This is a genomic window from Cellulophaga sp. (assembly GCF_039943695.1).
In the GTDB taxonomy this organism is placed as follows: Bacteria; Bacteroidota; Bacteroidia; order Flavobacteriales; family Flavobacteriaceae; genus Cellulophaga.
In genome coordinates, this window is sequence record NZ_JBDVAA010000198.1 from 1 (window position 1) to 4,524 (window position 4,524).

Sequence of the window (4,524 nt, forward strand, 5' to 3'; positions counted from 1 at the left end):
TATTAAGACGAGATGATGATGAAATCTATTTTAAATATTAAAAACTACGCATACACTATACTATTATCAGTTATTATGTTAGGATGCAGTAGCTCAGACGGAGGTACAGAACAACCAGACCCAGACCCAACTCCTGTAAACAAACCAATTGCTGTAGATGATGAAGTAACAGGTATAGAAAATGAAGCGTTAATTATAAGTTCTCTTTTAGAAAACGATTCTAGAGTAGGTGCCAAAATAACTACTTTTGACGCTACAAGTACCGGAGGTGCCACTATTACAGAAAACCAAAATGGTACATATACATATACTCCTAAAACAGATTTTATAGGCGTAGATACATTCACATATACTATTTGCGATATAACTGAAACTCAAAACTGTTCTACTGCAACAGTTACAGTTTCCATTACAGACGAAGGAGACCCTGTAGCCATAGATGATGCCTACGCAACTGTAGAGAATACAGCTACCACAATTACAACCGCTTTAGATAATGACAGTATTATTGATGATGCCACATTAACATCTGTAGACGGGAGTAGTGCTAGTGGAAGTGTAGAAATTAATAGTGACGGAGAAATTGTTTACACACCACAAAGTAACTTTACTGGTAGTGACTCTTTTACATATACCATTTGTGATAACGACAAACCTGATTCTACGTGCTCAACAGCAACAATTACTATTACAATTGCCGAAAAACTAGGTTTTAATATTCCTTCAGAATTACAAGAATATTACTCTAACGTTGCTTTTTCTAACAATGCAGATGTTACACTAAACGCCTTAAAAGAGCACACCACCAATAAACACACAACTATTTTATCTTATGGGCAAAGACACAATTATTTGTATAACGCAGACGAAGATGAAACTATAGCTGACAACGTAATTTTAATGTATTCTGGTGAAAGTAGAGACCACAGAGAATATCAGTCTGGCTCTAACAGTCATTCGCCACAAACTTTTAATACAGAACATATTTTCCCTCAATCTAAATTAGGATCTAATATTGCAGTTTCTGATTTGCACCATTTACGCTCTTGTGACGCTATTGTAAATGAAGATAGAAGTAATTTTGCTTATACAGATGGATCTGGTAACTACAAATTAGTAGATGGTAACAAATGGTATCCTGGTGATGATTGGAGAGGTGATGTTGCACGTATGGTTTTATATTTAAATATTAGATACAACGAAGACTATACACAAGTAGGAACTTTAGATTTATTTTTAGCTTGGAACATAGCAGATCCGGTATCTAACTTTGAAATTCAACGTAACAACGTAATTGAAGAAGCACAAGGAAATAGAAATCCTTTTATAGACAACCCGTATTTGGCAACAATAATTTGGGGAGGAGATAATGCGGAAAATAAGTGGGAATAAACTAAAAACTCACTTATAAATTCTTAATTTTTATTACTTTTATAATTAAACAATTTACTATGTACGATACAATTTTAAACCTACACTCCTACTTTGCCTTTTTAGTATTAGCTATCTTAATTTTAGCTGTTGTAAATGCTGTTTCTGGCTTACTTGCTAAAAGAGATTTTAACTTAAGTAAAGACTTAAGAGTTTCCCTATTTGCGCTAATATTATCGCATATACAACTGCTAATTGGCGTTATACTTTTCTTTGTTTCTCCTAACGGCTTTGGAGCTATTAAAACTAACGGAATGGGCGGATTGAGTTCTGCTGCACGCTTATTAGCTGTAGAGCATCCATTTATAAACATAATTGCAATAGTACTTATTACAATTGGTTGGTCTAAGCACAAAAAAGTAATGGAGAGCGCTAAAAAATTTAAACTAATAGCCATTTTTTACGGACTAGGTTTATTATGCCTACTAAGTAGAATTCCTTGGGGACAATGGTTCTAAAATAGAAGCATAACATTATATTAAAAACCAAGTGATACAAACCACTTGGTTTTTTTGTTTTTAAATAGTAGTTAATACTGTTGTAAAAATGTTTTTACAAGATGCAAAGCCCTAAACAAACAACATAATAGTAAATCAACAACTTAATAAAAAAAAGAAAAACAAACTAATTAGTCACTTTACTGTATTTTTTGATTAAATAAATATATACAGGAAAATGATCACTATACCCACCTGTGTAACTACCGCCAGAATATGTTCTTTTAGGGTATCCTTTATACCTACCCGAGGTTGTAGTTAAATAAGAAGGCGAGTAAATAGCAGCTTTAAAAAAAGAATAGGTATCCCTTTTTTCATTTACCAAATTACCTGTAAAGTAAATTTGATCAAAAACATTCCACTTATCTCGGTACGCTAAAGAACCCTCACCTTTTTTAAACAAAGCCTCCATAGGATTGTACAAAACACTATCTGTAACTTTCTTAATTTTACCTTCTGCTCGTAATACTTTTTTAAAGCTTTTATTTATTGGGTCATCATTAAAATCTCCCATACTTATAATTTTTGCATCTTTATTTAAACGCTGTACAGAGTCTATAATTCTTTTATTAAGCTTTGCAGCTGCAATTCGGTTTGGTCTACTACGTGCCTCACCTCCACTCCTGGATGGCCAATGGTTTACAATAAAATAAATCTCTTCATCATCTAACAAACCACCAACTATTAGTTGATCTCTAGTATAATCTCTATATCCGCTTTCTTTAAATAGTAGCAACCTATGACTTTTAAAAGTTGTTGGCATAAAAACTTGCTCTTTATAAAGTAATGCTACATCTATGCCTCTTTCATCTGGTGAGTTATAATGCAAAATTGCATATCCCTTATTTTTTAAAGCTGGTTGATTAATTAAATCAACTAAAACGGAATCGTTCTCTATTTCGCAAACTCCAATTACATCTGGGGAAGATTTTGTGAGATCACTACCTATTTCAGATAACACACCAGACATATTTATTAACTTATCCCTATATCTTTCGCTTGTCCATTTATCTTTTCCTAGCGGTGTACGGTCATCATCAAAAGTATGAGGATCGTTAATGGTATCAAATAAGTTCTCTAAATTATAAAAAGCAATAGTCCTTACTTTATATTTACTTTCTTGCTGAGAAAAACAATTAACAATTGTAAATATTAATAATATCAATAAACAATATTTTAATTTACAAATAATATACTTACGCATTAACATATTTTAATATGAAAGTAAGGAAAATTCCTTAAAAAAGCATATTTTCACAAAAGTTATGCGTTTGTTATTCAGTATTTTATCTATTTTACTATTATTAAAAGTCTGTATTGGCCAGGAAAAGTACACTATAAAAGCAACTCTACTAGACCAACAAAATAAAACAATAAATATAAATGGTAAGGCAGAAATAGAAGAAACAAACCTCTTCGTAAACATAGCTTCAAACACCTTAAACTTATTAATAGAGAAAGGAAATTATACAATAAAAATTACAGCAGAAGAATACGTTCAAATTAGAGTGCCTATTTCTGTTGTTGACAGAAATATTGATCTAGGAACAATTTACCTTCAAAAAGATATCACACTAGAAAAAACAGACAATTTAATTACCTTAACTGAAGTTACACTGGCTGAAGAAGAGAATAGCACTGTTACCTCTGGACTATTACAAGCTACAAAAGATGTATTTTTAAATAGAGCTGCTTTTGATTTTGGCCAAGCATTTTTTAGAGTAAGAGGATATGACTCCAAATTTAGCAATGTGCTAATAAATGGTATGGTCATGAATAACCTTACCGATGGCAGACCACAATGGAATAACTGGGGTGGATTAAATGACGCTACAAGAAACCAAGAGTTTACTTACGGATTACAACCTGCGAAGTACAACTTTGGAGGTATTTTAGGCACAACCAATATAAATACACAACCATCTAAAATGAGACCCGGGAAACGAGTTTCTTTTTCTGCGTCTAATAGAACATACGCTGGGCGATTAATGACCTCCTACACCATACCAACTAACAAAAAAGGAATAACCTATAGCATATCCGCTTCTAGACGATGGGCAAAACAAGGATATTTAGAAGGAACTTTATACGATGCATTTTCTTTATTTGGTGCTTTAGAATACAAACTAAATAAAAATAATACATTACTAGCAACCGCAATGCTGGCATCTAACAGAAGAGGCAGGTCTTCTGCTGTTACAGAAGAAGTTTTTTTATTAAAAGGAAGAAAATACAATCCGTACTGGGGAACTCAAAACGGAAACATTAGAAACTCAAGAGAACGTAAAATAGCACAACCAATTTTTATGTTTAACCATTTATACAAAAAAGGAAATATAAAATTAAATACTGGTATAAGCTACACATTTGGACCTCATGAAAAAAGTAGACTAGGATACTATAACGCTCCTAATCCTGATGCTACATACTACCGTTACTTACCAAGTTTTTATATAAATAGTTCTATTGGTGCTAATTTTGAAAGTGCGCAAACTGCTAGAGAATCTTTTATTCAAAATTCTCAAATTAATTGGAAAAACATTTATAGCGCAAACACAGCTTATGAAGACAAAAAAGCTGCTTATGTTTTTTATAA

At 32.3% G+C, this 4,524-nt stretch carries 3 protein-coding genes and 1 pseudogene; 3 read left to right on the forward strand and 1 reads right to left on the reverse strand.

Going from position 1 to position 4,524, the window contains the following annotated elements:
• Positions 1-18 precede the first annotated feature (18 nt).
• Both ABJD66_RS14370 and ABJD66_RS14375 read left to right on the forward strand, forming a co-directional pair.
• Entirely contained in the window at positions 19-1,392 is a 1,374-nt protein-coding gene (locus ABJD66_RS14370; protein ID WP_348132857.1) for an endonuclease, read from the forward strand.
• A gap of 59 nt (positions 1,393-1,451) precedes the next feature.
• Positions 1,452-1,889, forward strand: a complete 438-nt coding sequence (locus tag ABJD66_RS14375; protein WP_100894629.1) for a hypothetical protein — start codon at positions 1,452-1,454, stop codon at positions 1,887-1,889.
• A gap of 166 nt (positions 1,890-2,055) precedes the next feature.
• Here the strand turns inward: ABJD66_RS14375 and ABJD66_RS14380 are convergent, their stop codons facing one another.
• Positions 2,056-3,093 (reverse strand): endonuclease/exonuclease/phosphatase family protein, encoded by a 1,038-nt coding sequence (locus tag ABJD66_RS14380; RefSeq protein WP_348132859.1) that lies wholly within the window; start codon positions 3,091-3,093, stop codon positions 2,056-2,058.
• A 100-nt stretch (positions 3,094-3,193) separates the two neighbouring features.
• On the opposite strand from ABJD66_RS14380, the pseudogene ABJD66_RS14385 reads away from it, so the two are divergent.
• A pseudogene (locus ABJD66_RS14385) lies at positions 3,194-4,524 on the forward strand (TonB-dependent receptor); the annotation flags it as partial.